This is a genomic window from Actinomyces provencensis, assembly GCF_900155435.1.
In the GTDB taxonomy this organism is placed as follows: Bacteria; Actinomycetota; Actinomycetes; order Actinomycetales; family Actinomycetaceae; genus Pauljensenia; species Pauljensenia provencensis.
The window spans coordinates 1-866 of sequence record NZ_LT700222.1 but is presented as its reverse complement, the minus strand read 5'-3'; the positions used below and the strand labels follow the sequence as shown (position 1 = coordinate 866).

The window sequence follows — 866 nt, the reverse complement described above, 5'->3', positions numbered from 1 at the left end:
GCGATGGTATGTCGACCTCGGGGTTATGTTGACCGGCTCGGTGAGCGCCCAGGCGGGGCAGGGGTGAACGGTTGAGCCGGTCAACATAACCATCGCGGTGTCACCGGTTCTTGAGGAACGCGATGAGAGCGTCGGATGCCTTGTATCGGGCTGGTGGCCGCTCGTCGAGCGCGGGAACGCGTTCGAGGGTTCGCTGCTTGAGTTCCAGGTCGGCATGCAAGTAGATCTGCGTGGTCTGGATGCTCGCGTGCCCGAGCCAGAGCGCGATGCTGGCGGTGTCGATGCCGGCGTGCAGGAGGCTCATCGCGCAGGTGTGCCGCAGTGTGTGCGGCGTGACGTTCTTCCCTGTCAACGAAGGACACCTCTCGGCCGCGGTCGCGGCGTGCCGGGTAACGAGCTTCCCAACGGCAGCCCTGGTCAGGGGTGTCCCGCTGTTGGTCGGGAACAGCGGCCCCTCTCGCGCTGGTGGGAGCTCGGCGAGCCAGGCCGTGAGGAGCCTGACGGTGTTCTTCTGCAACGGGATCACGCGTTGCTTGCGGCCCTTCCCGACGCATTCGAGTTGGCTGTGTGGTCCGAGCTGAAGGTCACCGACGCGCAGGTTGATGAGTTCGCTGACGCGGAGTCCGGTTTGGATGCCCAGGTGCAGCAGGAGCCGGTCGCGGCGACCGAGCCAGGTCCGGGTGTCCGGGGCAGCGATGAGCGCCTCTGCTTCGGGGGCGGTGAGGAACGACACGAGCGTGGTCTTGGTGCGTTTCGCGGGGATCGCGAGGACCTGGCTGATCGTGGCGATCGCGTCAGGTGCCCGGTAGCTGGCGTAGGTGAAGAACGACCGCAGCGCCGCCCGGCGGGCGTTGCGGGTCGCGACG

General features: G+C 67.1%; 1 protein-coding gene. It reads right to left on the bottom strand.

Annotated elements, in window-relative coordinates:
- Positions 1-100 precede the first annotated feature (100 nt).
- Positions 101-866 (bottom strand): tyrosine-type recombinase/integrase (locus BQ9890_RS14345; RefSeq protein WP_075893337.1); only part of this gene is annotated, 766 nt, incomplete at its 5' end.